This is a genomic window from Hydrogenophaga sp. GW823-FHT04C09 (assembly GCF_058796355.1).
Map to the genome: position 1 here is coordinate 142,266 of NZ_JBXAIO010000004.1, position 26,671 is coordinate 168,936.

24 protein-coding genes are annotated in these 26,671 nt (G+C 70.1%); 21 read left to right on the plus strand and 3 right to left on the minus strand.

What is annotated here, in order from left to right:
* Window positions 1-11: 11 nt before the first annotated feature.
* From AC1Q9M_RS12965 to AC1Q9M_RS12990, 6 genes are all read left to right on the plus strand, one after another.
* The gene (locus AC1Q9M_RS12965; RefSeq protein ID WP_492434157.1) at window positions 12-986 is read left to right on the plus strand and encodes a Bug family tripartite tricarboxylate transporter substrate binding protein; all 975 of its coding nucleotides are present in this window, start codon (window positions 12-14) and stop codon (window positions 984-986) included.
* Entirely contained in the window at window positions 979-1,425 is a 447-nt protein-coding gene (locus AC1Q9M_RS12970; protein WP_382154323.1) for a MaoC family dehydratase, read from the plus strand. Before AC1Q9M_RS12965 ends, AC1Q9M_RS12970 begins: the two co-directional genes overlap by 8 nt.
* 102 nt (window positions 1,426-1,527) lie before the next feature.
* Window positions 1,528-2,754: a flavin-containing monooxygenase gene (locus AC1Q9M_RS12975; protein WP_382321883.1), complete on the plus strand. Its 1,227-nt coding sequence runs from the start codon at window positions 1,528-1,530 to the stop codon at window positions 2,752-2,754.
* Entirely contained in the window at window positions 2,747-3,226 is a 480-nt protein-coding gene (locus AC1Q9M_RS12980) for a hypothetical protein (RefSeq protein ID WP_382321882.1), read from the plus strand. Before AC1Q9M_RS12975 ends, AC1Q9M_RS12980 begins: the two co-directional genes overlap by 8 nt.
* Window positions 3,227-3,240: 14 nt before the next feature.
* Window positions 3,241-3,630: a nuclear transport factor 2 family protein gene (locus AC1Q9M_RS12985; RefSeq protein WP_444687392.1), complete on the plus strand. Its 390-nt coding sequence runs from the start codon at window positions 3,241-3,243 to the stop codon at window positions 3,628-3,630.
* Complete coding sequence (locus AC1Q9M_RS12990; RefSeq protein WP_291111225.1) at window positions 3,627-4,016, plus strand: YciI family protein; 390 nt, start codon at window positions 3,627-3,629, stop codon at window positions 4,014-4,016. The genes AC1Q9M_RS12985 and AC1Q9M_RS12990 overlap by 4 nt, the downstream gene beginning before the upstream one ends.
* On the opposite strand, the gene AC1Q9M_RS12995 is transcribed toward AC1Q9M_RS12990, so the two are convergent.
* A complete protein-coding gene (locus AC1Q9M_RS12995) occupies window positions 4,013-4,993 on the minus strand; it encodes a Bug family tripartite tricarboxylate transporter substrate binding protein (RefSeq protein WP_382321881.1) in 981 nt (326 codons plus the stop codon). The genes AC1Q9M_RS12990 and AC1Q9M_RS12995 overlap by 4 nt on opposite strands.
* Window positions 4,994-5,101: 108 nt before the next feature.
* Between AC1Q9M_RS12995 and AC1Q9M_RS13000 the strand changes: the two genes are divergently transcribed.
* Window positions 5,102-5,575 carry a MarR family winged helix-turn-helix transcriptional regulator gene (locus tag AC1Q9M_RS13000; RefSeq protein ID WP_382321880.1) on the plus strand — a complete coding sequence of 158 codons (474 nt, stop codon included), beginning with the start codon at window positions 5,102-5,104 and terminating at the stop codon, window positions 5,573-5,575.
* On the opposite strand, the gene AC1Q9M_RS13005 is transcribed toward AC1Q9M_RS13000, so the two are convergent.
* Entirely contained in the window at window positions 5,572-6,507 is a 936-nt protein-coding gene (locus AC1Q9M_RS13005; protein ID WP_382321879.1) for a LysR family transcriptional regulator, read from the minus strand. The genes AC1Q9M_RS13000 and AC1Q9M_RS13005 overlap by 4 nt on opposite strands.
* A 99-nt stretch (window positions 6,508-6,606) precedes the next feature.
* Between AC1Q9M_RS13005 and AC1Q9M_RS13010 the strand changes: the two genes are divergently transcribed.
* The 11 genes from AC1Q9M_RS13010 to AC1Q9M_RS13060 all read left to right on the plus strand — a co-directional run bounded on the left by AC1Q9M_RS13010 (window position 6,607) and on the right by AC1Q9M_RS13060 (window position 18,115).
* Complete coding sequence (locus tag AC1Q9M_RS13010; protein WP_382321878.1) at window positions 6,607-7,392, plus strand: dioxygenase family protein; 786 nt, start codon at window positions 6,607-6,609, stop codon at window positions 7,390-7,392.
* Window positions 7,389-8,018, plus strand: coding sequence for an esterase (gene ypfH / locus AC1Q9M_RS13015; RefSeq protein WP_382321877.1), 630 nt, complete (start codon window positions 7,389-7,391; stop codon window positions 8,016-8,018). Before AC1Q9M_RS13010 ends, ypfH begins: the two co-directional genes overlap by 4 nt.
* 25 nt (window positions 8,019-8,043) lie before the next feature.
* The gene (locus AC1Q9M_RS13020; protein WP_444687389.1) at window positions 8,044-9,204 is read left to right on the plus strand and encodes a glycosyltransferase; all 1,161 of its coding nucleotides are present in this window, start codon (window positions 8,044-8,046) and stop codon (window positions 9,202-9,204) included.
* A gap of 66 nt (window positions 9,205-9,270) precedes the next feature.
* On the plus strand, window positions 9,271-9,957 hold the full coding sequence (locus tag AC1Q9M_RS13025) for a TetR/AcrR family transcriptional regulator (RefSeq protein WP_444687503.1): 687 nt from the start codon (window positions 9,271-9,273) through the stop codon (window positions 9,955-9,957).
* On the plus strand, window positions 9,954-10,850 hold the full coding sequence (locus tag AC1Q9M_RS13030) for an SDR family oxidoreductase (protein ID WP_444687388.1): 897 nt from the start codon (window positions 9,954-9,956) through the stop codon (window positions 10,848-10,850). Before AC1Q9M_RS13025 ends, AC1Q9M_RS13030 begins: the two co-directional genes overlap by 4 nt.
* Before the next feature lie 82 nt (window positions 10,851-10,932).
* A complete protein-coding gene (locus AC1Q9M_RS13035) occupies window positions 10,933-12,540 on the plus strand; it encodes an acyl-CoA carboxylase subunit beta (protein ID WP_444687387.1) in 1,608 nt (535 codons plus the stop codon).
* Between the two features lie 41 nt (window positions 12,541-12,581).
* Window positions 12,582-13,754 (plus strand): acyl-CoA dehydrogenase family protein, encoded by a 1,173-nt coding sequence (locus AC1Q9M_RS13040; protein ID WP_444687386.1) that lies wholly within the window; start codon window positions 12,582-12,584, stop codon window positions 13,752-13,754.
* Window positions 13,751-14,551, plus strand: coding sequence for an enoyl-CoA hydratase/isomerase family protein (locus AC1Q9M_RS13045; protein WP_382154397.1), 801 nt, complete (start codon window positions 13,751-13,753; stop codon window positions 14,549-14,551). The genes AC1Q9M_RS13040 and AC1Q9M_RS13045 overlap by 4 nt, the downstream gene beginning before the upstream one ends.
* The gene (locus AC1Q9M_RS13050; protein ID WP_492434164.1) at window positions 14,548-16,467 is read left to right on the plus strand and encodes an acetyl/propionyl/methylcrotonyl-CoA carboxylase subunit alpha; all 1,920 of its coding nucleotides are present in this window, start codon (window positions 14,548-14,550) and stop codon (window positions 16,465-16,467) included. The genes AC1Q9M_RS13045 and AC1Q9M_RS13050 overlap by 4 nt, the downstream gene beginning before the upstream one ends.
* Window positions 16,464-17,624: an acyl-CoA dehydrogenase family protein gene (locus tag AC1Q9M_RS13055; RefSeq protein WP_492434166.1), complete on the plus strand. Its 1,161-nt coding sequence runs from the start codon at window positions 16,464-16,466 to the stop codon at window positions 17,622-17,624. Before AC1Q9M_RS13050 ends, AC1Q9M_RS13055 begins: the two co-directional genes overlap by 4 nt.
* Window positions 17,621-18,115: a thioesterase family protein gene (locus AC1Q9M_RS13060; protein WP_382154405.1), complete on the plus strand. Its 495-nt coding sequence runs from the start codon at window positions 17,621-17,623 to the stop codon at window positions 18,113-18,115. The genes AC1Q9M_RS13055 and AC1Q9M_RS13060 overlap by 4 nt, the downstream gene beginning before the upstream one ends.
* A 20-nt stretch (window positions 18,116-18,135) precedes the next feature.
* On the opposite strand, the gene AC1Q9M_RS13065 is transcribed toward AC1Q9M_RS13060, so the two are convergent.
* A complete protein-coding gene (locus AC1Q9M_RS13065; protein WP_444687383.1) occupies window positions 18,136-18,870 on the minus strand; it encodes a hypothetical protein in 735 nt (244 codons plus the stop codon).
* A 290-nt stretch (window positions 18,871-19,160) separates the two neighbouring features.
* Here AC1Q9M_RS13065 and AC1Q9M_RS13070 point away from each other — a divergent pair, with 290 nt between their 5' ends.
* From AC1Q9M_RS13070 to AC1Q9M_RS13080, 3 genes are read left to right on the plus strand one after another with little or no spacing between them, the layout of a single operon-like run.
* Window positions 19,161-20,399 carry an efflux RND transporter periplasmic adaptor subunit gene (locus tag AC1Q9M_RS13070; RefSeq protein WP_492434169.1) on the plus strand — a complete coding sequence of 413 codons (1,239 nt, stop codon included), beginning with the start codon at window positions 19,161-19,163 and terminating at the stop codon, window positions 20,397-20,399.
* Window positions 20,400-20,414: 15 nt separating this feature from the next.
* The gene (locus tag AC1Q9M_RS13075) at window positions 20,415-23,543 is read left to right on the plus strand and encodes an efflux RND transporter permease subunit (RefSeq protein ID WP_492434171.1); all 3,129 of its coding nucleotides are present in this window, start codon (window positions 20,415-20,417) and stop codon (window positions 23,541-23,543) included.
* Window positions 23,540-26,671: an efflux RND transporter permease subunit gene (locus AC1Q9M_RS13080; RefSeq protein ID WP_492434173.1), complete on the plus strand. Its 3,132-nt coding sequence runs from the start codon at window positions 23,540-23,542 to the stop codon at window positions 26,669-26,671. Before AC1Q9M_RS13075 ends, AC1Q9M_RS13080 begins: the two co-directional genes overlap by 4 nt.

Sequence of the window (26,671 nt, forward strand, 5' to 3'; positions counted from 1 at the left end):
GAGGAGACAACATGAAAACCGCGCGCTGGCTTGTTTTGCTGCTGACGCTGACCCTGTTCGCCGGCCTGTCCGGCGCGCAGGGCGGCCGTTACCCGGACCGTCCCGTGAAACTGGTGGTGGGCTTTCCCGCCGGGCAGGCCACCGACATCGTGGCCCGCCTGCTGGCGGACCGGCTGTCGCAGTCCATGGGGCAGCCCTTCGTGGTCGAGAACCGGCCAGGGCAGGGCGGCAGCCTGGGCCTGGCCCACCTGGCCAAGTCGCCGCCGGACGGCTACACCATGGTGCTGGCCGCCACGGCCTCGCTGGTGACCAACCCGCACCTGTACAAGTCGGTCGGCTACGACCCGCTGACCGACTTCGCGCCCAGCGGCGTGGCGATGGAAATCCCGCTCGCGCTGGTGGCCCACCCGTCGGCGCCGTTCAACACCCTGGCCGAACTGGTGGCCTATGCCAAGGCCAACCCCGGCAAGCTGAACTACTCGTCGGTGGGCAACGGCACGCTGTCGCACCTGGCGATGGAGCGCCTCAAGCGCGAGGCCGGCATCACCATGATGCACATCCCCTACCAGGGCAGCGTGCGCTCGATCGCGGACCTCGTGGCCGGCAACGTGATGCTCAGCTTCGACACCCTCACGGTCACGGTGCCGCACATCGAATCCAGGCGGCTCAAGCTGATCGCCGTGGCCTCCGGCAAGCGCGTGCCGCAGCTGCCCGATGCACCCACCCTGATCGAGGCCGGCATGCCGGGCTTCGTCGCGAGCCCCTGGCTGGGGGTGCTGTTCCCCAAGGGCACGCCGGCGGAGATCGTGATGGCCATGAACGCGGAGATCCGCAAGGCGCTCGACGACCCGGGCATGCAGAAATCCATGTTGACCATCGGTGCCGTGGCGCGGCCCAACAGCCCCGAGGAGTTCGCCCGCCTGCTGCAGGAGGACCACGCGAAGTGGGGCCGCATCGTGCGCGAATCCGGAGCCCGCGTTGACTGAGCCGGCCGGCGGCCCCGGGGTGGCGCTGGGCGAGCGGTTCGGCCTGGCGCGCGAGCTCTCCGGCGACGACCTGGAACAGGCGGTGCGCCTGACCCAGGGCACGCACCCGGTGCACGTGAGCGACGGCGCGGCGACCCATGCGGGCCTGCGCGGCCGCATCTTCCACGGCGCGGTCACCGCCGCGATCATGGCCAGCGCCATCGGCGCGCGCTTCGCCCGCAGCCGCATCGCCCTGCTGGAGCAGCACAACCGCTACCGGCTGCCGGTCTATCCCGGCGACACGCTGCGCGCCACGTGGACGGTGCAGCGCCTGCGCGAAAGCCGGAAGGCGGGGCAGTGGGTGGTGGAGCTGGCGGGTGAGACGGTCAACCAGCAGGGGGCCGTGGTGCTGGAGGCCCATGCCCAGGTGCTGTGGCAAGGCCCGTTGGCGGAGGCTTGAAGCGAGGCATTGTGCGACAGGTTTGGCGCCTGCGTGTGGGTGAAAGCCCCATGGCGTGCGCAAAGGGTGCCGGCCAAACTGGCTGAAAATAACGGCACCGCCATGGAATACGACCCGCCCGATTTCCACACCGAGCCATTTCGCGGTTCCAACCACGCCCCCCTTGACCCCGAGACGGAAGCCGACGTGATCATCGTCGGTGCCGGCCCGGCCGGTCTGGCGGTGGCGGCCTGCCTGGTGCAGCGCGGGCACAGCCCGCTGGTGATCGACCGCGCGCAGGACATCGCCTCGTCCTGGCGCCACCATTACGAGCGCCTGCACCTGCACACCGTCAAGACCCATTCGGCCTTGCCCGGCCGGCCATTCCCCGACGACGCGCCGCGTTACGTGCCGCGCCAGGGGGTGGTGGACTACCTGGTCGCCTACGCGCGCCAGCATGGCATCGAGCCCACGCTGGGACAGAACGTGACGGCGATCGAACCCCGGCAGGGCCCGGGCGCGCCCTGGCAGGTGGCGCTGGCCAATGGGCGCCAGCTGTCGGCCAACCACGTGGTGGTGGCCACCGGCGCCAACCGCCAGCCGCGCGCCCCCCGCCTGCCGGGCGAAGACGTGTTCCAGGGCCGCCTGCTGCACAGCCGCGGCTACCGCAACGCCGCGCCCTTCAAGGGCCAGCGCGTGCTGGTGGTCGGCATGGGCAACACCGGTGCCGAGATCGCGCTGGACCTGGTGGAACACGGCGTGCGCACCGCGCTCTCGGTGCGCTCGCCGGTCAACATCGTGCGGCGCGACGTGCTCGGCCGGCCCGCGCAGCTCTCCAGCCTCATGCTCAGCCAACTGCCGCCGGTGCTGGGCGATGCGCTGGCCGTGCTGCTGCGCAACCTCACCGTGGGCGACCTGCGCCGCCACGGCCTGCCCAGCGCGAGCGTCTCGCCGTTGCGCCAGTTGCGCGAGGAGGGCAAGACGCCGGTGATCGACGTGGGCACGGTGCAGCGCATCAAGACCGGCGACATCCTGGTCTACCCCGGCATCCAGCGCCTCACGTCGGGCGGGGTGCGGTTCACCGACGGCAGCGAACACCCGTTCGACACCGTGCTGCTGGCCACCGGCTACGACGCGGCGCTGGGCGAACTCTTTCCCCGCACCGCCTTGCCGCTGGACGAACGCGGCATCCCCTTGCAACTGAGCGGCGAGGGCGCGCTCGAAGGTCTGCACTTCGTGGGCTTCGACGTGCGCCAGCCCGGCGGCCTGCTGCGCACCATCGCCCTGCAGGCGCCGCGGGTGGCGCAGCGCATCTCGGCGCGGCAGGCGAACGGAGGCCGGCATGCGTGAGGCGCGCACCCACATCGAGATCGGCAAGCAGGAGACCTTCATCGCGACCGAGCCCGTCGAAGGGGGCAGCCTGGAGTGGATGCTGGACATCGGCACCCGCGCGCTGGGCAACGGCCCGTTCAAGCACACGCCGCCCACGGCGCTGGAGATCGAGACCGCGATCGAACACGTGGAGAACGCCGTCATGCCGCTGCTGCGGCAGCTGCCGCGCGGCTCCCAGCTGGTGACGTCGGACGCCGCCGCGCACGAGCTGCGCCGCCTGGTGCACGAGCGCGAGGCCGGCGGCGCGCTGCTCCTGATCGACGACATCGAGCAGGTGTTCAACCAGATCGCGGCGGTTTCGCTCGGCCGGCCCGCCACCTCCTCGGGCCTGCCGCCGCAGCCCGAATTCGCGGCCTACGTGCTCATCCTGCGCGAGACCATGCACCACCTCGGCTTCGCATCGCTGATGCTGCGGGCCCCCAACGACTGAACCCACCCACCGCCATGCCCAACCCCGACACCCTCGAACGTTTCATCGCCCTGGTGGAGCAGAACGCGCACGACCAGGCCATCGAAGACTTCTACGCGCCGCACGCCAGCATGCAGGAAAACCAGGCGCCGCCGCGCGTGGGCCGCGACCAGCTGGTGGCCGGCGAGCGCCAGGTGATGGCGCGCGCGGCGTCCATCAAGTCGCGCTGCGTGCGCCCGGTGCTCGTCCACGGCGACCACGTGGTGATCCGCTGGCGGTTCCGCTTCGTCTGGCGGGACGAGTCGGTCACCGAGATGGAGGAACTGGCCTGGCAGCGCTGGGAGGGCGAGCGCATCGTGTCCGAGCAATTCTTCTACGACCCGGCGCAACGCACGCCGCAACCACCGGCCGGGGTGGCGATATGAGCTCGGACCTCGAACCCCGGGAGTTCCTGGTGATCTCGCGCGGCCAGTGGGACGCCGACAAGTCGCCCGAGGAGATCCAGGCCGCGATCGACCGGTTCTACGTGTGGCATGGCGAGCTGGTGGCCCGGGGGGTGATGCGCTCGGGCCAGCGGCTGGCGCGCGACGGCAAGCTGGTCACGCGCGAGCGCATCGTCGATGGCCCGTTCGCCGAGGCCAAGGAGGTGGTGGGCGGCTTCTGGTTCGTGCGCGCCACCAGCCTGGAAGAAGCCGCGCGCCTCTCGGCCGACAACCCCTGCCTGGCCTGCGGCCTGCAGTACGAGATCCGGCCGTTCGAGCCGGTGCGCGCCAGCGCGTTCGCGCTGACGAGCGAAACACCGACGCGTTAGTCGTTGGCTTTGAAACCGGTGGCCTTGACCACCTGGGCCCAGCGCGCCGTCTCGCTTGCGATGGTGGCCGCGAAGGCCTCGCCATTCTCCCGCGGCACGTCAAAGCCCTGCGCTTCCAGCCTGGCCTTGTAGTCCGCGTCGGCCTGGGCCTTCACCGTGGCGGCCTGGATCTGGTCCACCACCGCCTTGGGCGTGGCCGACGGGGCCATGAGGCCGAACCACACCGTGGCGCCCAGGTCCGGGTAACCCAGTTCGGCCAGGCTGGGCACCTGGGGCAGGAAGCGGGTGCGCTCGCGCGAGGTGACCGCGATGGCGTGGAGCTTGCCGCTTTGCACGTGCGGCAGCGCGGCCTGCAACTGAGCGAAACCCAGCCGCACCTGGCCGCCGAGCAGGTCGGTGATCTGCGGTGCGCTGCCCTTGTAGGGCACGTGCACCATGTCCAGCTTGAAGCGTTCGTTGAGCTGGAAGCCCAGGAAGTGCGACGGCGTGCCGGGGCTGAACGAGGCGTAGGTGACCTGGCCCGGGTTGGCCGCCACCCACTTCACCAGATCGGGCAGCGTCCTGGCCGGCACGGACGGGTGGGTCACCAGCACCAGCGGGTTCTCCACGCCTTTGGCGATGGGCTTGAAGTCCGACTGCTTCCAGCGCAGGGCCGGGTAGACCGAGGGGTTGATGGTGAACATGGCCTGGGTGCTGATCCACAGCGTGTGCCCGTCGGCGGCCGCGTTGCGGACCTGCTCGGCGCTGAGGTTGCCGTTGGCCCCGCCCTTGTTCTCCACCACGAAGGTGCCGCCGGTCTGTTTCGCCAACTGGTCGGCCAGCGCCCGGCCGTACACGTCCACCGCGCCGCCGGCCGGTGTGCCCACCACCAGGGTCACCGGTTTGCTCGGCCAGGTCTGCGCGAGGGCCTGGGGCGCGGCCAGGCCGGCCGCGAGGGCGAGCAAGAGGACGCGCACAGGGGAATGGGGGGATGGCATGGGAGTCTCCTGGATGATGTTCGGGTGCCTTTTTCGAATCTATGCCCTCCTGGATTGGTTGATCAATACAACTATGCTCAGGGTATTCACTGGTGGAGTCGATGTGTGATGGGTGAACTCTTTCTCTACCGGCTGACCCGCCTTCAGGCGGCGGCCGTCGCGCCCGTGGGGCGGCTGTGCCAGGCCCGCTATGGCGTGTCGCGCCGCGAGTGGCGGCTGATCGTGGTGCTGGCCCGGCACGGCCCGGTGCTGTCGTCGGAGCTGGCGGACTTGGCGCAACTGGACCGCGCGCGCACCTCGCGCATCGTCACGACCCTGGTCGACCTCGAACTCGCCGCTCGCGAGGTCATTCCCAGCGACCGCCGGCAGGCGAAGGTGTCCCTGACGGACAAGGGCCGCGCGCTGCACGAGGAGTTTCTGCCCGTGGTGGTGGAGCTCAACCGGCAGCTGCTGCTGGCGCTGGAACCGGAGGAGGTCGCGCAACTCGACGGGCTGATGGACCGCCTGGCCGAGCGCGCCAAGGCCAACCTCGCGGCGCTGGACCTGCCCAAGCAGCGGCGCTCGCGCCCCGTGCGGCGCTAGCGCTCGCCGCGGCTGCGCCCTTTGGCGCGTTTCTGCGTCGGCCAGGCCTGCATGCGGAAGGCCTCGACCAGAAAGTCGATCAGCAGGCGCACCTTGGGCGAGACGAACTTGCGCGAGGGGTAGACCACGTACACGCCCAGCTCGATGGAGCGGAACTCGGGCATCAGCTCGACCAGGGTGCCGGCCTGCAGGTCCGGGCCCACGAGGAAGGAAGGCTGCAGCACGATGCCCTGGTGGCGCAGGGCCGCGAGGCGGCAGGTGTCGCCGTTGTTGCAGCGCAGCCGGGGCGAGACCTTCACCGAGACCGGCCCCTGCGGCCCGGTGAAGCTCCAGTGGTCGCCCATGGAGAACAGGCTGTAGGCGGCGACCTGGTGCTGCGCCAGCTCGGCGGGGTGGCGGGGCGTGCCGTGCTGGCGCAGGTAGCCGGGCGAGGCGCACAGCACCAGGCGTGTGCTCGCGATCTGGCGGCTCACCAGGCTGGAGTCGGGCAGGCGCGCGATGCGCACCGCCATGTCGAAACCTTCCTCCACCAGATCGACCACGCGGTCCGACAGTGTCACGTCCAGCGTGAGCTTGGGATGGCTGGCCATGAAGGCCACCCACAGCGGCGCCAGGTGCAGCAGGCCGAAGGTGAAGGGCGCGTTCACGCGCAGCAGCCCGGTGGCCTCGCCGCTGCGCGAGGTGATCTCGGCCTCGGCCTCGTCCACCGAGGCCAGCACCTCCTTGCAGCGCGTGTGGAACACCTCGCCTTCCGGCGTGAGCGAGAGCCGCCGCGTCGTGCGGTTGAGCAGGCGCACGCCCAGGTGCGACTCCAGCTCCGCCACGTGCCGCGACACCGCCGCCTTGGACATGGGCAGGGCGTCGGACGCCGCGACAAAGCTGCCGGCATCGACCACCGCGGCAAACACCCTCATCGCTTCCAATCGGTCCATTTGTCTCTGAATAAGGAACAGTTTGTCTAATTGAAGCATGTTTATCTCTGGATGTGGAACTTTTAAAGTCCCTCCATCGACCTGTTGAAGGAGCACTTCATGAACCGCCTGCCCACCCTGTTCGTATCCCACGGCGCCCCCACGTTCGCGCTGGAGCCCGGCCTCGCTGGCCCGAAACTGAGCGCGCTCGGGCGCACCCTGCCCACGCCGAAGGCGGTGCTCATCGTCTCGCCGCACTGGATGACGCGCGGCGCGCGCGTGGGCCTGAGCGAGCAGCCCGCCACCATCCACGACTTCGGTGGTTTTCCGCAGCCGCTGTACGAGATCGGCTACCCGGCCACTGGACACGCCGAGCTGGCCCGCCGCACGCTGGACGCGTTGAAGCGCGCAGGCTGGACCGCCCAGGGTGAAGAGCACCGCGGCCTGGACCACGGCGCCTGGGTGCCGCTGCGCTACCTGTACCCGGAGGCCGACGTGCCCGTGTTCCAGGTGTCGCTGCCGCACGGGCTGGACGCGGCCGGTGCCTGGGCTTTCGGGCAGGCGCTGGCCCCCTTGCGCGACGAGGGCGTGCTGGTGATCGGCTCCGGCAGCCTGACCCACAACCTCTACGAGTTCCGCAGCGGGCACGGTGACGACGCGGCCTACGCCACCGAGTTTGTGGCCTGGGTGCGCGAGGCCGTGCAACAAGGCGACAGCCCGCGCGTGCGCCGCACGCTGGACGACGCTCCGCACGCGCAGCGCGCCCACCCGACCACCGAGCACTTCCTGCCGCTGCTGGTGGCGGCTGGGGCGGCGGGCGAGGGCGTCCGCGCCGACGTGATCGATGGCGGCATCACGCACGGCGTGTTGTCGATGGACAGCTTCGTCTTCGGGACCGCGTCATGAGCGACGTCATCCTCATCCAGCAGCCCGCCGTGTCTTCAGGTGCGCTCATCCTGCTGTTCCATGGCGTGGGGGCGCAGCCAGGCGACCTGGTGCCCCTGGGTCAGGCGCTGGCCAAGCGGCAACCCGCGGCCTGGGTGGTCAGCGTGCGCTCGCCGGACCCGGCCGACCTGGGCCGGGGCTGGCAATGGTTCTCGGTGGTAGGCGTCACCGAAGACAACCGGCCCGCGCGCGTGGCCGAGGCCATGCCGCGCTTCGCCGACACGGTGCGGCATTGGCAGCGCCGCAGCGGTGTGGGGGCCGCGCGCACCACGCTGATCGGCTTCTCGCAGGGCGCCATCATGGCGCTGGAGTCCACGCAGCAGGCCCCCGGGCTGGCGGGTGCGGTGGTGTCCATCGCCGGCCGCTTCACGCAGCCCCCGAGGACTGCCCCGGAGGGCACGCGCATCCACCTGATGCACGGCGACGCCGACGCGGTGATGCCGGTGCGGCTGGCGCGCGATGCCGCCGACACGCTGACCCGGTGCCAGGCCGAGGTGACGCTGGACGTGTTTCCTGGGCTCGGACACGGGGTGGATGCCCGCGTGCTGGCCGCCATCGACCAGCGCCTCGCGTTGCCACATCACTGACACACGGGGCCGATCCAATCGGCCCATGCGAACCGTCGACCTGATCTATTTCAATGCCGGTGGCGGCCACCGCGCATCGGCCCTGGCCCTGGAGGCCGTGCTGCGCGAACAGCCCACGCCCTGGAGCGTGCGGCTGGTCAACCTGTTCGAGGTGCTGGACCCGAAAGCCAAGTTCCAGCAGATGACCGGCAGCGCGCCGGAGGACTGGTACAACCGGCGCCTGGCGCGTGGCTGGACCATCGGCATGGCGCAGGAGCTCAAGCTGCTGCAAGGCCTGATCCGCCTGGCGCACCCCATGCTGCTGCGCCAGCTGCAGCAGCATTGGCTGCGCACCGAGCCCGACCTCGTGGTCTCGCTGGTGCCGAACTTCAACCGCGTGATGCTCGAAAGCCTGGGCGCGTCCTTGCCGGGCGTGCCCTACGCCACCGTGCTGACCGACCTAGCCGATGTGCCGCCGAATTTCTGGATCGAGCGCGACCCGCGCCAGCACGTGGTCTGCGGCACACCGCGCGCGGTGGCGCAGGCGCTCGCCCTGGGCCACGCGCCCGAGCAGGTGCACGCCACCTCCGGCATGATCATCCGGCCCGAGTTCTACCAGCCCATGCGGCTGGACCGCGAGCAGGAGCTGAGCCAGCTCGGGCTCGATCCTTCGCGGCCCACTGGCATCGTGATGTTCGGCGGCCACGGCTCCAAGGCCATGCTGGGCATCGCCGAGCGCCTGAGCGCGAGCACGCAACTGATCCTGATCTGCGGCCACAACAAGGCCCTGGCCGCGCGGCTGCAGGCGCTGCCGCGTGGTGCGCCGCGCTGCGTGGTGGGCTTCAGCACCGAGGTGCCGCGCTACATGCGCCTGGCCGATTTCTTCATCGGCAAACCCGGGCCGGGCAGCCTGAGCGAGGCGGTGCAGCAGGGGTTGCCCGTGATCGTGGTGGACAACGCCTGGACCATGCCGCAGGAACGCTACAACGCGCATTGGGTGCGCGAGAACGGCCTGGGCCTGGTGCTGCGCAGCTTTCGCGGCATCGACGCGGCGGTGGCGCGGCTGCTGGCTGGCCTGGACGGCCACCGCGCCTGCGTGCATCGCATGGACAACCGCGCACTGTTCGAGATCCCGCAGATCCTCGAACGCGTGCTGGACGAGGCGCAGGCCGTGAGAGGGCTGCCGGTTCGTGTGTCCGGCGCGTGACAGGGCTTCTTATTTTTACAAAGCACCTGCTTGCTGAAAATCAAGCCGGCTGCTATCGTGCCGCGCATGAGCCTGGCCGACACCGATGCACCCCCCGCCGACGAGGCGCCGCGCCGCCCGCGCGGCCGCCCGCGCAAGACCGCCGATGAGCGCGACGACGGCAACCGCCGCCGCGAGTTGATCGCGGGTGCGGCCCGCCTGTTCCGCCAGCAGGGCTTTGCCGCCACCAGCACGCGCGACATCGCGGCCGCCGTGGGCATGCGCTCGGGCTCGCCCTTCTACCACTTCGAAAGCAAGGAAGCCCTGCTCGGCGCGGTGATGCTCGAAGGCATGCAGGGCGCGCTGCAGCGCCAGCAGGCCGCGCTGGCCTTGCTGCCGCCGGACGCCCCGCCACGCGAGCGCCTGCGCGTGCTCATGCGCAACCATTTCGAGGTGCTGCTCGGGCCCGACAGCGATTTCATTCCCGTGATGCTGTACGAATGGCGCTCGCTCAACACCGCGCAGCGCGGCGAGGTCAACCAGTTGAAGGACCGCTACGAGGGCGACTGGGTGCCCGAGCTGAAAGCCCTGCACGCGCAGGGCCAGCTTGGTGCCGACCCGGTGCTCGCTCGGCTCATGATCTTCGGCGCGCTCAACTGGTCGGCCCAGTGGTACGTGCCGCCCTCGGGCCGCAGCGCCAAGGCGCGCGCGCGCGTCTCGCTCGACGAACTCACCGAATCGGCCTTGAAACTTTTCCTGAAGGAGCCGGCATGAGCACCAAATCCCATTACCGCTCGGCCTTCGCGCCGGGTCTGCTGCAGGGCCGCGTGGTCGTGGTCACCGGCGGTGGCTCGGGCATCGGCCGCTGCACCGCGCACGAGCTCGCCAGCCTGGGCGCGCACGTGGTGCTGATCGGGCGCAACCTCGCCAAGCTGCAGGACACGGCCGGCGAGATCGTGAGCGACGGCGGGCGCGCCAGCTTCCACGCCTGCGACATCCGCCAGGAAGACACGGTGCGCACCGTGGTCACGGCCATCGTGGGCGCCCACGGCCGCATCGACGGCCTGGTGAACAACGCAGGCGGCCAGTACATCACGCCGCTGGAGAACATCAGCGCCAAGGGCTGGCAGGCGGTGATCGACACCAACCTCACGGGCGGTTTCCTGTTCGCGCGAGAGTGTTACGTGCAGAGCATGCAGGCGCATGGCGGCGCCATCGTCAACATCGTGGCCGACATGTGGGGCTCCATGCCCGGCATGGGCCACAGCGGCGCGGCGCGCGCGGGCATGGTGAATTTCACCGAAACCGCCGCGCTGGAATGGGCGCGCAGCGGCGTGCGGGTGAACGCCGTGGCGCCGGGCTACATCGCCTCGCACGGCATGGACCACTACCCGCCCGAGGCCGGCCCCATGCTGCGCGAGATGCGCGAGACGGTGCCGGCCGGGCGCTTCGGCAACGAGGCCGAAACCTCGGCCGCCATCGTGTTCCTGCTCAGCCCGGCGGCCAGCTTCATCAGTGGCACGGTGCTGCGCGTGGACGGCGCGCGGCCGCAGGTGCGCATGGGCTGGGGGCAAGTGGCTGCGCCGGCCGAGGTGCAGGGCCGCGACGCCGTCAAGCCCTTCGATGGTTTTCATCGTTACGTCGTGCCCAAGGTGTTCCAGTCATGAGCGCAGCGCAGGGCCGCCCCAAACAAGCTCGCGCCCCCCTCGGGGGCAGCGCCGTGCACGAAGTGACCAGCGTGGGGGTCCAATGACATTTGAGTCGTCTTTCAACCCCCAGAGCCCGTTGGCCCAACAGCGGTGCGAAGCCATGCTGGCGCGCATCGCCCAACTGCGCGCGCTCGAAGACCGCGCTGCCTTGACCTCCGCGAAATCGAAGCCCGTGTTCGACAAGCGCGGTCAGTTGCTGCCGCGCGAGCGCGTGGCCCTGTTGCTGGACCCGGGCGCGCCCTACGTGCCGCTGTGCGCGCTGGCCGGCTACCTGCAGGACACGAAAGACCCCGAGAAATCCGTGCCCGGCGGTGGCATGGTCGCGGGCATGGGCTTCATTGGCGGCGTGCGTTGCATGGTGGTGGCCAGCGATTCGGGCATCGACGCGGGCGCGATCCAGGCGCGCGGGCTGGAGAAGATCCTGCGCGTGCAGGAGATCGCGCTGGAGAACAGGCTGCCCTTCGTGCACCTGGTGGAGAGCGCGGGCGCCAACCTCACCAAGTACAAGGTGGAGGGTTTCGTGCACGGCGGCTCGCTGTTCCGCAACCTCGCGCGCCTCTCGGCGGCGGGCATTCCCGTCATCACCGTGCAGCACGGCTCGGGCACGGCGGGCGGCGCCTACATGCCGGGGCTCTCTGACATCGTGATCATGGTGCGTGGCCGTTCGCGCGCCTTTCTCGCTGGGCCGCCCCTGCTGATGGCGGCCACGGGCGAGGTGGCGACGGAAGAGGAGCTCGGTGGCGCCGAGATGCACACCGGCGTGTCGGGCTTGGGCGAGTACCTGGCCGAGGACGACCGGCAGGCCCTGGGCATCGCGAGGGACCTGCTGCAGCGCATCGGCTGGCAGGGCGTTTCGAGGCCCCAGGCCGCCGAGCCGGTGTTCCACCGCGACGAGTTGCTGGGCCTCATGCCCGCCCACCACCGCGAGCCGGTGGACATGCGCGAGGTCATGGCGCGCATCGTCGACGGCTCCGAGCTGCTCGAATTCAAGCCGCTCTACGGTGCCGCCACGCTGTGCGCGCAGGCGCGCATCGGCGGCCATGCGGTCGGCCTCATCAGCAACAACGGCCCGATCGACGTGGCGGGCGCGAACAAGGCCACGCACTTCATCCAGTGGATGTGCCAGCTCGGCCACCCCCTCATCTACCTGCAGAACACCACCGGCTACATGGTGGGCAAGGACAGCGAGCAGGGCGGCATGATCAAACACGGCAGCAAGATGATCCAGGCCGTGACGAACGCCACCGTGCCGCAGATCACCATCCAGTGCGGCGCCTCCTTCGGCGCGGGCAACTACGGCATGTGCGGGCGCGGCTATTCGCCGCGTTTCCTGTTCAGCTGGCCGCAGGCGAAAACCGCCGTGATGGGTGGCGAGCAGGCCGCGCGAACCATGCAGATCGTGGCCGAGGCCGGCATGGCCCGCAAAGGCATCACGCCCGACCCGGCGCAGATGCAGGCCCAGTTCGACCAGATCGTGAACGTGTTCGAGAGCCAGGCCGACGCCTTCCACACCAGCGGCCTGGTGCTCGACGACGGCGTGATCGACCCGCGCGACACCCGCGCCGTGCTCGCCTTCTGCCTGGACACCTGCGCCGAGGCCGCCGCGCGCGAACCCCGGCGCATGCAGTTCGGCGTGGCCCGCATGTAGCTACCCCCTTTCCCATTCGAACCACAGACGGAGACAAGACCATGCAGTTCACCCACGAACACCGCGAAGTGCAGAAGACCCTCAAGCGCTACATCGACGAGCACATCAACCCGCATGTGGACGAATGGGAAGCGGCCGAGATGATGCCGGCGCACGAGATCTTCAAGGGCCTGGGCAACCTGGGCCTGCTGGGCCTGACCAAGCCCGAGGAATATGGTGGCGCGGGGCTGGACTACAGCTACAGCATGGCCATGGCCGAGACCCTGGGCCACATCCACTGCGGCGGCGTGCCCATGGCCATCGGCGTGCAGACCGACATGGCCACGCCCGCCCTCGCGCGTTTCGGCAGCGAGGCACTCAAGCGCGAATTCCTCGCGCCGGCGATCGCGGGCGACATGGTGGGCTGCATCGGCGTGAGCGAGCCCGGCGCGGGCAGCGATGTCTCGGCCATCAAGAGCGTGGCGCGCAAGGACGGCGACGACTACCTCATCAGCGGCCAGAAGATGTGGATCACCAACAGCCTGCAGGCCGACTGGATGTGCATGCTGGTCAACACCAGCGACGGCCCGGCGCACAAGAACAAGAGCCTGGTGATGGTGCGCATGCGCGAGAACGGCAAGCTGGTCAAGGGCATCGAGGTGGCGCAGAAGATCCGGAAGATCGGCATGAACAGCAGCGACACCGGTTTGATCTATTTCGACGAGGTGCGCGTGCCGCAGAAAAACCTGATCGGCACCGAAGGCTCGGGCTTCATCTACCAGATGCAGCAGTTCCAGGAAGAGCGGCTCTGGTGCGCGGCCAGCACGCTGCAGAGCCTTTCCAACTGCATCGGCTGGACGGTGGAGTGGGCGCAGGACCGCAAGCTCTTCGGCGCCAGCCTGGCCGACCAGCAGTGGGTGCAGTTCAAGCTGGCCGAGCTCAAGACCGAGGTGGAGAGCCTGCGCGCGCTCACCTACCTGGCGGTGGAGCACTACGTGGCCGGCGAGGACGTGACCGAGTGGGCCACCATGGCCAAGCTCAAGGCCGGCCGGCTCAACCGCATCGTGCCCGACACCTGCCTGCAGTTCTGGGGCGGCATGGGCTTCACCTGGGAGAACAAGGTCTCGCGCATGTACCGCGACGGGCGCCTGGCCTCCATCGGCGGCGGTGCCGACGAGGTGATGATGGGCATCCTGAGCAAGATCATGGGCATCGCCAAGAGGCCGCAGAAGTGAGCGGCGCCGCTTTCCTGGTCGAGCGCGCGGGCGACGTGGAGCGCTGGACGCTCAACGACCCCGCCACACGCAACGCCCTGAGCGACGCCATGGTGGTGGGTCTGTACGAGGCCTGCCTGCGCGCGCAGCAGGACTCGACGTTGCGCGTGGTCATCCTCACCGGCGCGCCGGGCGCGTTCAGCGCCGGTGGCAGCCTGGGCAACTTCGCCAGCGCCATCGGCCAGCCGCTGCAACCGGGCGAGGACGACCCGCTGATCGCGCTGAACCGGGGTTTCGGCGACGTGCTGCACGCGCTCTGCGCGCTGCCGCAGCTGCTGGTGTGCGCGGTGGACGGCGCGGCCATGGGCGGCGGCTTTGGCCTGGTGTGCTGCGCGGACCACGTGATCGCCACTGAAGGCTCCAGCTTCGCCACGCCCGAGGTGACGCTGGGCCTGCCGCCCGCGCAGATCGCGCCCTTCGTCTGGCAGCGCCTGGGCGACGCGGCCGCGCGCCAGTGCCTGCTGCAAGGCCGCGCATACCGCGCGGCCGACGCGCAGGCGCTCGGCCTGGTGGACGAGGTGGTGCCCGATGGCGCGCTGGCCGCCGCGCTGCCCGAACGAGTGCAGGCGATGAAGCGCGCCGCGCCCGGCGCCGTGGCCAGCACCAAGCGCCTGCTGCAGCGCCTGCGCGGCGACACACCGGACTTGCGCGACGAAGCCGCCATCGCCTTTGCCAGCGCGCTGCGCGGCCCGGAGGCGGCCGGTGGTCTGGCCGCTTTCGCGAAGAAACAGCCCGCGCCCTGGGCCCCGAAGCCATGAAGCGCCTGCTCATCGCCAACCGCGGCGAGATCGCCCGCCGCATCATCCGCACCGCGCACGCCATGGGCATCGAGACCGTGGCCGTGTTCTCCGAACCCGACGCAGGCGCCCTGCACGTGCGCGAAGCCACCAGCGCCTACGCGCTCGGCGGCGCGGCCTCGGCCGATTCCTACCTGCGTGTGGACCGCCTGCTCGACGCCGCCGTGGCCACCGGGGCCGACGCCGTGCACCCGGGCTACGGTTTCCTGAGCGAGAACGCCGACTTCGCGCAGGCCGTGATCGACGCCCGCCTCACCTGGGTCGGCCCGCCGCCCTTGGCCATCCGCGCGCTGGGCAGCAAGTCCGCCGCCAAGGCGCTGGCTGTGCAACACGGTGTGCCCTGCCTGCCCGGTTACTTCGGCGACGACCAGCGCGAAGACACCTTCGTGGCCGAGGCGCAGCGCGTCGGTTTCCCGCTGATGGTCAAGGCCGTGGCCGGCGGTGGGGGGCGCGGCATGCGCCTGGTGCACGAGGCCGCGCAGCTGCTGCCCGCGCTCAAGGGCGCGCGCTCGGAGGCGCTGGCGGGTTTTGCCAACGGCGACCTGCTGATCGAACGCGCCCTGCTGCGCCCGAGGCACGTGGAGGTGCAGGTGTTCGCCGACGCCCACGGCCACTGCGTGCACCTGGGCGAACGGGACTGCTCGGTGCAGCGCCGGCACCAGAAGATCATCGAAGAAGCGCCGAGCCCGGCCGTCTCGCCCGAGCTGCGCGAACAGCTGGGCCGCTGCGCCGTGGCGCTGGCCCAGGCCGCTGGCTATGTGGGTGCGGGCACGGTGGAATTCCTGGTGGAGGGGAACGAGTTCTTCCTGATGGAGATGAACACCCGACTGCAGGTGGAACACCCCGTGACCGAAGCGCTCACTGGCTTGGATCTTGTGGAATGGCAGCTGCGCGTCGCGCGTGGCGAGCCGCTGCCGCTGGCGCAGGACGCCATCACCTTCCACGGCCACGCCATCGAGGTGCGCCTGTGCGCCGAAGACGAGCACCACACGCCGCACACCGGCCACGTGCGGCACTTCGCCGAGCCGCCCCTGCCGAGCGGCCTGCGCTTCGACCACGCGCTGGAAACCAGCAGCGAGATCACGCCGCACTACGACGCCATGCTCGGCAAGCTGATTGCCCACGCGCCCACCCGAAGGGAGGCAATCGACCGCCTGGCCCACGCGCTGGACCAGACCCTGGTGCTGGGCCTGCCCACCAACCGCGCCTTTCTCGCGGCCTGCCTGCGCCACCCCGTGTTCCACGAAGGCGGCGCGCTCATCCCCTTCCTGGCCGAAGAGGGCGACACCGTGCGCGCCATGCTGCTGCACCCACCCGACGCCGTGCTGGCCGGTGTGCTCGCGGCGGTGTTCGGTGCGCAGGCGCCCGCCACCGCGTTGCCATGCCCCTTCGCCCGCCCGCTGCGCTGGTTGCACGGCGACCAGGTGCTGGACCTCGCGGTGCAGGAACAAGGGCAGGGCGCGCTGAGCGTGGCCTGGGGCGAGCGCACCGTGCCCGCCCGCGTGGCCCCGGGCCGTGTGGTCATCGGCGGTGTCACCTGGCCCGTGAGCGCCGCGCCGCTGGGCGCGGGCCGCTGGCAGGTGCAGGCCGGTGCGCACACCCTGTCGCTCACCGATCTCAGCCTCGCGCCGCGCGAGCGCGCGGGCGGTGCGTCCGCCGCGCGCGAACTGCGCGCGCCCTTCAACGGCAAACTGATCGCGGTGCACGCGCAACCGGGGGCGGTCATCGCCAAGGGCGAACCGCTGCTGGTCATCGAATCCATGAAGCTCGAACACACCCTGGCCGCGCCGCGCGACGTGACCGTGGAAGCGCTCTCGGTGGCGGCGGGCCAGCAGGTCGCGCCCGGGCAATTGCTGGTCACCTTCACCGCCGCATGAACGCCACCGCCGACTTCACCACCGAAGACCGCGCCGCGCTGGTCGACACCGTGCAGCGCTTCGCCACCCAGGTCATCGCGCCGAACGTGCCCGCCTGGGAAGAGGCGGGCGAGTTGCCGCGCTCGCTGCACCGCCAGGCGGCCGAGATCGGCCTGCTGGGTCTGGGCTACCCGGAGCACCTGGGCGGCACGCCCGCGCCCTGGAGCGCGCGCAACGCCATGTCGCGAACCCTGGCGCGGTACGGCGGCAGCGGCGGCGTGATGGCCAGCCTGTTCACCCACAACATCGGCCTGCCGCCCGTGCTCGCGCACGGCACGCCCGAGCTGCAGCAGGAAGTCATTCCGCCCGTGCTGCGCGGCGAGAAGATCGCCGCCCTGGGCATCACCGAGCCCGGCGGTGGCTCCGACGTGGCCGCGCTGCGCACCACCGCGCGACTCGACGGTGACGAGTACGTCATCGACGGCGAAAAGGTGTTCATCACCTCTGGCATGCGCTGCGACTGGATCACCCTCGCGGTGCGCACCGACCCCCAGAGCCAGGGAGCGAGCGGCATCTCGATGATCGTGGTGCCCTGCGATGCCCCGGGCATCTCGCGCAGCGCGCTGCAGAAGATGGGCTGGCTGTGCTCGGACACCGCGCACCTGCGCTTCGACGGCGTGCGCGTGCCCGCGCGCCACCGCCTGGGCGCCGAAGGCGCGGGTTTTCGCATGATCATGGGCAACTTCAACGGCGAGCGCCTGGCCCTGTCCGCCATGGCGCTCGGCTTCGCCGAAGCCTGCCACGACGAAGCCCTGGCCTGGGCCCGGCAGCGCAGCACCTTCGGCGCGCCGCTCATCGAGCGCCAGGTGATCCGCCACAAGCTCATGGACATGCAGATGCGCATCCGCTCCACCGAAGCCTGGCTGGAGGCGCTGGGCGCGCGCGTGGACGCGGGCGACGACGGCGGCGACTGGGTGGCCAACGTCTGCCTGCTCAAGAACCACGCCACGCAGACCATGCAGTTCTGCGCCGATGCCGCGGTGCAGATCCTCGGCGGCATGGGCTACATGCGCGGCACCGTGAGCGAGCGCGTCTACCGCGAAGTGAAGGTGATGATGATCGGAGGCGGCGCCGAGGAAATCATGAAGGAACTGGCCGCACGACAATGGGGACTATGAGCAAACACACCGCCGCCACTTCTTCCGCGCCGACCGAGTTCGAGCCCGAGTTCATCGCCGTGCTCAAGGACCTGTTCGAGAACAAGATCGTCTTCAACAAGGTGCTGGGCCTGAAGATCGAGGACATCCGCCCCGAGCGCGTGACCGCGCGCATCGACATGAAGGCCGACCTGATCGGCCACTACCAGCACGGCCGCGTGCACGGCGGCGTGGTCAGCGCCGCGCTCGACGCCATGGGCGGCCTGGCCTGCATTGCCGCCAACGGCGCGCGCCACATGAACGAAGAGCCGATGCAGCGCCTGCAGCGCTTCGCCAAGCTCGGCACCATCGACCTGCGCATCGACTACCTGCGCCCTTGCGTGGGCGAGTACTTCAAGCTGAGCGCCGAGGTGCTGCGGCTGGGCTCGAGGGTGGCGAACACGCGCATGGCGTTCGAGGGGGCGGATGGCAAGCTGTTGTGTGTGGGGGCGGGGGCGTACATCGTTTCGTGATGCCCGGTTGCGTGCGCACACTACTTGGCTGGATCAAGGTGCGATTTCGGGGCATGGAACGCCCTGATTTCCAAGCCGTCTAGGGGAACCGTGCGTGCTCGATTGAGGTCCGTGTCGTAGTAGGCCAAATGGGTCGTGGAGGTGTCGAGTACAAGGCCTGTGCCCATGGGCACGTCGTTTTTGAAGATGTGTATGCACTTGACCTTTGCTTGCATGCATCCTTTGGAAACTTCTTTGAGATGAGATTCAAAAATTTCCTCACCGATCACCTTGCCGGTCGTCGCTGGTATGCCGATCAGCAAGAAAAGAACCAAGGTGATGGGGATCAGGAATGCCGCGATCAACATACCCACTGAAATCCAAAGACCCAAACGCCTTACCCATTGGGGCAAACGCTGGAGCTTGGAGAGCTTTGCGCCGAGATAGGTGAAAGGATCCCAAGGACTGGTCAGCAGCCTGACGTAGATCAGAAGCGTGACAACGCCGAGCACCAGCCAATGGAAGTTCGCCACCAGGGCAACGAAGAGCATCGCGAGGCCATTCCAGATGCCGTAGTAGCCGTTGAGCAGCAGCCAGTCTGTCGATTTGGGAAACTGCGTCGAGTTGACGCTCCACGCTGCCAAGTAGGTTCGGTGAACCACCATCCCAAGGAAATGGAGAAGTACCGTGGACATGCCCACTATCACGGTGGACGCCGCCAGCAGTTTTGGCCATACGCGGCGACCTGATGGGGAGTCGATGTCGGTGTTGGTCACGTTTGTGGAACTCCCTGTGGTTGGAACGGGTGCTGGCTCGCGCGAAATGCGGATTCTCGGTGAAAGCTCGCAGCCAAGTTCGGTCCGTTAAGGCACATCACGCCGTGAATTGAACCTTCCACGCCGACCACGGTCCGACCCCGTTACAAGCAGTTGCGAATGGCTATCATCTGTCGTCCGCATCCGCGCACAGTCAGCCAGCGTCGGCGCCGCCAGAGAGGCGGGCGCCTGCACAGCCAGTCCCCGGTCAGCCTCTCTGCTCCCGCCATCTTTCTTCTCTTTTGGTCTTCATGTCAGAACCTGACCTCCTTTCCGCCGCGCGTTCCCATCGTCTGTCCTGGCCGCGCCGGCTGTTGTGGCTGGGCCTGTTCCTGGGCGTCGGCTTCGCGGCCTGGTGGTTCCTGCTGCGCCCGCCGCCACAAGCCCCCGCCGCACCCAGCGCCTGGCGCGGCCCGGTGGCGGTGCGGGTGGAGCCGGCGCGCACCGAAGACTTCACGGTGCAGGCCCGCGCCGTCGGCACGGTGGCGCCGTACAACACGGTGACGGTGCGCAGCCGGGTGGACGGCCAGCTGGCTCGCGTGCTGGTGCGCGAAGGGCAGAAGGTGGTGCGCGGTCAGTTGCTGGCCGAGATCGACCCCGAGCCCTTGCGCGTGGCGCTGGCGCAGGCGCAGGGCCAGCAGCAGCAGAACCTGGCCCAGCTGCGCAACGCCGAGAGCGAACTGGCCCGCTATGAAGGTCTTTTCAAGCGCGACGCCGTGGCCCGCCAGGTGCTGGACCGCCAGGCCGCGCTGGTGCAGCAGCTGCGCGGCACGCTGAAATCTGACGAGGCGCAGGTGGACAACGCGAAGCTGCAGCTCTCCTACACGCGCATCGTGGCGCCCATCGCCGGCCGCATCGGCCTGCGCCGGGTGGACGCGGGCAACCTGCTGTCCGCGAACGACGCGAATGGCCTGTTCACGCTGACGCAGACGCAACCGGTGTCGGTGGTGTTCAGCGTGCCCGAGCCGCAGGTGGCCGAGGTGCGCGCCGCGCACGACGGCAAGAACCCGCCTCCCGCCGAGGCCTGGGACCGGGACAACCGAACCCGCCTGGCCCTGGGCCGGCTGGACACGCTGGACAACCAGATCGACGCGGCCACGGGCACGCTGCGGCTCAAGGCGCGTTTCGAGAACGCGGACGACGCGCTGTTTCCCAACCAGTTCGTGAACGTGCGCCTGGCGCTGCGCCAGCTGCCCGGCGCGGTGACGATTCCCACCGACGCGGTGCAGCACGGCTCGCGCGGCAGTTATGTGTATGTGATCGCCGAGAACAAGGCCCAGGTGCGCGATCTCACGCTCGGCCCCGCCAGCGGCGGGCGCACCGTGGTGCTCAAGGGCCTGGTCAACGGCGAGCCGGTGGTGCTCGAAGGCCTGGACCGCCTGGAGAACGGCCGCGCGGTGAACGTGGTGCAGGCGGCGGCGCTGCCCGCCAGTTCGCCGCTGGCGCCGGAACCCGATCAGCCGGCGGCGCCCGCCACCCCGGTGCGCTGACGGGGGCGCTCGCCGATGACCTCCGCCGCCGCCCCCCTCTCGCTCTCGCGCCCCTTCATCCTGCGGCCGGTGGCGACCTCGCTGCTGATGCTGGCCGTGCTCATCGCCGGCCTGCTGGCCTGGCGCCAGCTGCCGGTGTCGGCGCTGCCCCAGGTGGACTACCCGGTGATGCAGGTGTTCACCTTCCAGCCCGGTGCCAGCCCGGACGTGACGGCGCGCACCGTCACCGCGCCGCTGGAGCGCCGGCTCGGGCAGATCCCGGGCTTGTCGCAGATGTCGTCCACCAGCTCGGGCGGCGCCTCGGTGATCACCCTGAAGTTCGCCCTGGAGGTGGACCTGGGCGTGGCCGAGCAGGACGTGCAGGCCGCGCTGCAGAGCGCCAACAGCCTGTTGCCGTCGGACCTGCCCGCGCCGCCGATCTACCGCAAGGTGAACCCGGCGGATGTGCCCATCCTCACGCTGGCCATCGGCTCGGACACACTGCCGCTGCCGCGTGTGGTGGACATGGTGGACACGCGCATGGCGGGCCAGCTGTCGCGCCTGCCGGGCGTGGGCCTGGTGAGCCTGGCGGGTGGGCAGCGCCCGGCCATCCGAGTGCAGGCCAACAGCCGCGCGCTCGCCGCCAACGGCCTCACGCTGGAAGAGCTGCGCACCGCGATCGCCGCGGCCAACAACAACCAGCCCAAGGGCAGTTTCGACGGCCAGTTGCGCAGCACCATGCTGGACGCGAACGACCAGCTGCGCTCGGCGGCCGAGTACCAGCGGCTCATCGTCGCCTGGCGCGACGGCGCGCCGCTGCGCCTGGCCGACGTGGCCCAGGTGGAAGAGGGCGCGGAAGACCGTTTTCTCGCGGCCTGGGCCGGCATGGCCTGCGCCGAGGGGCAGAGCAGCGGCTGCGGCCTCGCGCCCGCGGTGCTGCTGAACATCCAGCGCCAGCCCGGCGCCAACGTGATCGCCGTGGCCGACCAGGTGCGCGCGCTGCTGCCACAGCTCACGGCCACGCTGCCGGCGAATGTGAAGGTGCAGATCGTGTCGGACCGCACCGAAAGCATCCGCGCCTCGGTGCGCGACGTGCAGAAGGAGCTGCTGTTCGCCATCGCGCTGGTGGTGCTGGTGACCTTCGTTTTTCTGCGCACGCTGCCGGCCACGCTGATTCCCAGCGTGGCGGTGCCGCTCTCGCTGGTCGGCACCTTCGCCGCCATGCTGTTGCTGGGCTATTCCCTCAACAACCTGAGCCTGATGGCGCTGACCATCGCCACCGGCTTCGTGGTGGATGACGCCATCGTGATGCTGGAGAACATCGCGCGCCACCGCGAGGAAGGCGCGGGCCCGATGGAAGCCGCGCTCAAGGGCGCGAGCGAGATCGGTTTCACGCTGGTCTCGCTCACGGTCTCGCTGGTGGCGGTGCTGATTCCGCTGCTGTTCATGGCCGACGTGGTGGGTCGCCTGTTCCACGAGTTCGCGGTCACGCTGGCGGTGGCCATCGCCATCTCGCTGGTGGTCTCTCTCACGCTCACGCCCATGATGGCCGCGCGCATGCTCAAGCAGGCGCCCGCGCACGCCGAAGGCCGGCGCGACTGGCTCAGCGGCACCATCGAGCGCTACGGGCGCGGGCTGGACTGGGTGCTGGCGCGCCAGCCGCTGGCGCTGCTGGCCATGGCCACCACGCTGGTGCTCACAGCGCTGCTCTACCTGGCCGTGCCCAAGGGCTTCTTCCCGGTGCAGGACGCGGGCGCCATCCAGGTCGTGACCGAGGCGCCGCAGAGCGTGTCCTTCGGCACCATGGCCGAGCGGCAGCAGGCATTGGCCCAGGCGCTGCTGGTCGAGGCGCCGGTGCGGAGCCTCTCGTCCTTCATCGGCGTGGACGGCAGCAACGCCACGCTCAACAGCGGGCGCATGCTGCTCACCCTGGCGCCGCACGCGCAGCGCTCGGTGTCGGCCAGCGAGCTGATCGAGCGGCTGCGTGAGCGCGCGCGCGACGTGGGCGGCATCGAGGCCTGGTTCCAGCCGGTGCAGGAACTCGGCATGGAAGACCGCATCAGCCGCACGCAGTACCAGTTCACGCTGAGCTCGCCCGACAGCGCGCTGCTGGGCGAGTGGACCGGGCGTTTGCTGGCCGCCTTGAAAGAGCGGCCCGAGCTGATCGACGTGGCCAGCAACCTGCAGCGCGAAGGCCTGCAGGCCTACCTGGAAATCGACCGCGACGCGGCGGCCCGCCTGGGCCTGCGCATGGGCGACATCGCCTCCGCGCTGCAGAGCGCGTTCGGCCAGCGGCAGGTGAGCACGCTGTTCACGCACGCCAGCCAGTACCGCGTGGTGCTGGAGAGCGACGACGCGAAACAGGGTGGCCTGCAGGCGCTGGAGGGGGTGTACGTGCAGCCCGCCGGGGGCGGAGCCGACGCGAAGCCGGTGCCGCTGTCGGCCGTGGCGCGCGCGGTGGAGCGGCGCGCGCCGCTGGCCATCGAGCACCAGGGCCAGTTCCCGGCGGTCACGCTGTCGTTCAACCTCGCGCCCGGGCATTCGCTGGGCGAGGCCGTGGCCGCCATCGAAGCCGTGCAGCGGCAGGTGGAGTTGCCCGTGGCCGTGGAACTGGCCTTCCAGGGCGCGGCCGAGGGTTTCCGCAATTCGCAGGCGAACACGCTGTGGCTGATCCTGGCCGCCGTGGTGGTGATGTACCTGGTGCTGGGCATGTTGTACGAGAGCGCGGTGCACCCGCTCACCATCCTGTCCACGTTGCCCTCGGCCACCGTGGGCGCGCTGGCCGCGCTGCTGCTGGCGGGCCGGCCGCTGGACCTGATCGCGGTGATCGGCATCGTGCTGCTGATCGGCCTGGTGAAGAAGAACGGGATCATGATGGTGGACTTCGCGCTGGACGCGCAGCGCCGCCTGGGCCTCTCACCGCGCGAGGCCATCCACCGCGCCGCGCTGCTGCGCTTCCGCCCCATTCTCATGACCACGCTGGCCGCGCTGTTCGGCGCCATCCCGCTCATGCTGGCCAGCGGTTCGGGCGCCGAACTGCGCCAGCCGCTGGGCATCGTGATGGTGGGCGGGCTGATCGTGAGCCAGGTGCTCACGCTGTTCACCACGCCCGTGGTCTACCTGGCGTTCGACCGGCTGGCGCGCCGGCGCACCGAGATGGCATGAACGCGCTGGCCCGCTTTTTCATCCGCCGCCCCATCGGCAGCGTGATGCTGGCCGTCGGCATCGTGCTGGTGGGCCTGCTGGCGTGGCGCCTGCTGCCGGTGTCGCCGCTGCCGCGCGTGGATTTTCCGGTGATCCAGGTGCGCGCCAGCCTGCCCGGCGCCAGCCCCGAGAGCATGGCCTCCACCGTGGCCGCGCCGCTGGAGCGCGCGCTGGGCAGCATCGCGGGCGTGGCGAGCATCCGGTCCAGCAGCAACCAGGGCAGCACCAGCGTCACGCTGCAGTTCAACCTGGACCGCGACATCGACGAAGCCGCGCGCGAGGTGCAGGCCGCCATCAACGCCTCGCGCGGGCAGCTGCCCTCGGGCATGACGGGCAACCCGAGCTACGTCAAGGTCAACCCCTCGCAGGCGCCCATCATGGCGCTGGCGCTCTCATCGCCCCGGCTGCCGTCGTCGGCGCTGTACGACAACGCCTCCACCGTGCTGGCGCAGAAGCTCGCGCAGATCGTGGGCGTGGGTGAGGTCACGGTGGACGGCTCGTCGCTGCCCGCCGTGCGCGTGCAGGCGAAACCCGAGGCGCTGTCGCACCGCGGGATGTCGCTGGACGACGTGCGCCAGGCCATCGCCCAGGCCAACGCCTGGCGCCCGCTCGGCCAGACCGAGCAGGGCGGCCAGCGCTGGCAGATCGCGCTGCCCGAGCCGCTGCGCTCGGCGGCGGATTTCTCCCAATTGGTGGTGCGCAACGAAGGCGGGGCGCTGGTGCGCCTGGCCGACGTGGCCGAGGTGACGGACTCGGTGGAAAACCGCTACACCGCCGGATACCACAACGACAGGCCCGCCGTGGTGCTGCTGGTGAGCCGGCGCGCGGGCGCCAACATCGTGCAGACCATCGACGCCATCCACGCCCAGATGCCGCAACTGCGCGCGCTGCTGCCGGCCGACACCGAGCTGCGCGTGGTCATGGACCGCTCACCCGGCATCCGCGCCACGCTGCGCGAGGCGCAGTTCACGCTGGTGCTGTCGTGCGTGCTGGTGATGGCGGTGGTTTGGGCCTTCCTGGGCAGCGTGCGCACCGCGCTGATTCCGGCGCTGGCCCTGCCGGTCTCGCTGATCGGCGCGTTCTCGGTGATGTGGTGGCAGGGCTTCTCGCTCAACAACCTCTCGCTCATGGCCCTGATCGTGGCCGCCGGTCTGGTGGTGGACGACGCCATCGTGGTGCTGGAGAACATCCAGCGCCACATCGAGCGGGCGCGTGCGGCGCAGGCCGCGAACGGCCAGCGCGAGGTGGGACGGCGCACGGTCTGGCGGGCGGCCTTCACCGGCGCGGGCGAGGTGGGCTTCACCTTGCTGGCGATGAACCTGGCGCTGATCGTGGTGTTCATCTCCATCCTGTTCATGGGCGGTGTGGTGGAGCGCTTGTTCCGCGAGTTCTCGATCACGCTGGTGGCGGCCATGCTGATCTCGCTGGCGGTGTCGGTCACGCTCACGCCCGCGCTGTGCGCGCACGGCCTGCCGGCCGGCCCGCCCAAGCCGCCAGGCCCGCTGGCGCGCGGCATCGCCAGCCTGCTGGCCGACGTGCAGGCGGGTTACGCGCGCAGCCTGGGGTTCGCGCTGCGCCACCGCGTGTTGACCCTGTTGTTGCTGGCCGGCACTGTGGCCCTCAACGTGTGGCTCTACGTGGCGATTCCCAAGGGCATGCTGCCGCAGCAGGACACCGGCCAGCTCGGCGGCTTCGTGCGCGGCGACGACGGTTTTTCGTTCCAGGGCATGCAGCCCAAGGTGGAGGCTTTTCGCGGCCTGCTGGTGGCCGATCCCGCCGTGGCCGACGTGACGGGCGTGAGCGGCGGGCGCACCGGCACCAGCAACTCCTGGTTCCGCATCCGCCTCAAGCCCCTGGCCGAGCGCGGCGAGCCGGCCTCGGCCGTGGTCGCGCGCCTGCGCGCCAATGCGCCCCAGATCGCCGGTGGTGTGCTGTTCGTGAACGTGGACCAGGACATCCGCCTCTCCAGCGGCGGTGGCGACAACGAGTACCTGTTCGTCATGCGCTCCGATTCGCTGCAAGACCTGCGCGGCTGGACCAAACCGGTTGGCGAAGCGCTGCGCGCGCTGCCCGAGTTGACCGACGTGGACTTCGGCGCCGGCGAGGACGCGCAGCAGGTGGTGCTGAACGTGGACCGCGAGGCCGCGCGCCGACTCGGCGTGCGCATGGACACCGTGACGACGGCCCTGAACAACGCGTTCTCGCAACGCCAGGTGGCCACGCTGTACGACCCGCTGAACCAGTACCGCGTGGTGATGGAGGCCGACCCACGCGGCAACAGCGAGCCTTCCGCGCTGAACCAGGTGCAGCTGCTCAACGACGCGGGGGAGCGCGTGCCGCTCAGCGCCATCGCCACCTGGCGCTACGGCCTCACGCGCGACCGCGTGCAGCACGACGCCCAGTTCGCCTCCGCCGGCATCAGCTACGCGCTGGCGCCCGGCGTGAGCCTGCAGCAGGCGCAGCAGGCGATCGACCGCGCCGTCAACGGCCTGCTGCTGCCCACCAGCATCTCTACCGGCGAGCGGGCAGGCGACCCCAACAGCCTGCAGGCCACGCTCAAGCGCCAGCCCTGGCTGATCCTGGCCGTGCTGGTCACGGTCTACCTGGTGCTGGGCATGCTGTACGAAAGCACGCTGCACCCGCTGACCATCCTGTCCACGCTGCCCTCGGCCGGCGTGGGCGCGCTGCTGGCGCTGCGCATCTCGGACACCGAGTTCAGCCTGATCGCGCTGCTCGGGCTGTTCCTGCTGATCGGTGTGGTCATGAAGAACGCCATCCTGATGATCGACTTCGCGCTCGCCGCGCAGCGCACGCGCGGGCTGGCGCCGCAGGCCGCCATTCACGAAGCCGCCTTGCGCCGCCTGCGCCCCATCCTCATGACCAACCTGGCCGCGCTGCTGGGCGCGGTGCCGCTGGTGCTGGGCCTGGGCGAGGGCTCGGAATTGCGCCGCCCGCTGGGCATCGCCATCATCGGCGGCCTGGCCGTGAGCCAGCTGCTCACGCTCTACACCACGCCCGTGGTCTACCTCGCGCTCGAGCGCCTGCGCCGCCGTGTGCAAGGCCCAAGCCCGGTGGCCCAGACCGCCTGA